This is a genomic window from Aquirufa ecclesiirivi (genome assembly GCF_011250515.1).
Classification (GTDB): Bacteria; Bacteroidota; Bacteroidia; order Cytophagales; family Spirosomataceae; genus Aquirufa; species Aquirufa ecclesiirivi.
Genome location: NZ_JAANOP010000033.1, coordinates 1 through 251, shown reverse-complemented (window position 1 = coordinate 251; position 251 = coordinate 1). Strand labels below are relative to the sequence as shown.

Genomic DNA, 251 nt, shown 5'->3' with positions numbered 1-251 from the left:
TTCTACTTCCGTTGAAGTAGGAGGGAGGGTAATTAATTGGTGGAGAATAACGGATTCGAACCGTTGACCCCCTGCGTGCAAGGCAGGTGCTCTAGCCAGCTGAGCTAATCCCCCAAGTTTAATTGGGACTCTTATTCTCTTTAGTAGAGAAAACGGATTCAACGCGAACGGCCAGTTCGTTGTGCCCACTAGTGCAGGCTTGGTTCCTAGCTTTTTGAGCTAATCCCCCGTTATTGGCTTTCATCTCCAGC

The 251-nt window shown here is 49.0% G+C and carries 1 tRNA gene; it reads right to left on the bottom strand.

Features of this window, described 5'->3' with window-relative positions:
- Positions 1-37: 37 nt before the first annotated feature.
- Positions 38-114, bottom strand: a tRNA-Ala gene (locus G9H65_RS13345).
- Positions 115-251: the final 137 nt, after the last annotated feature.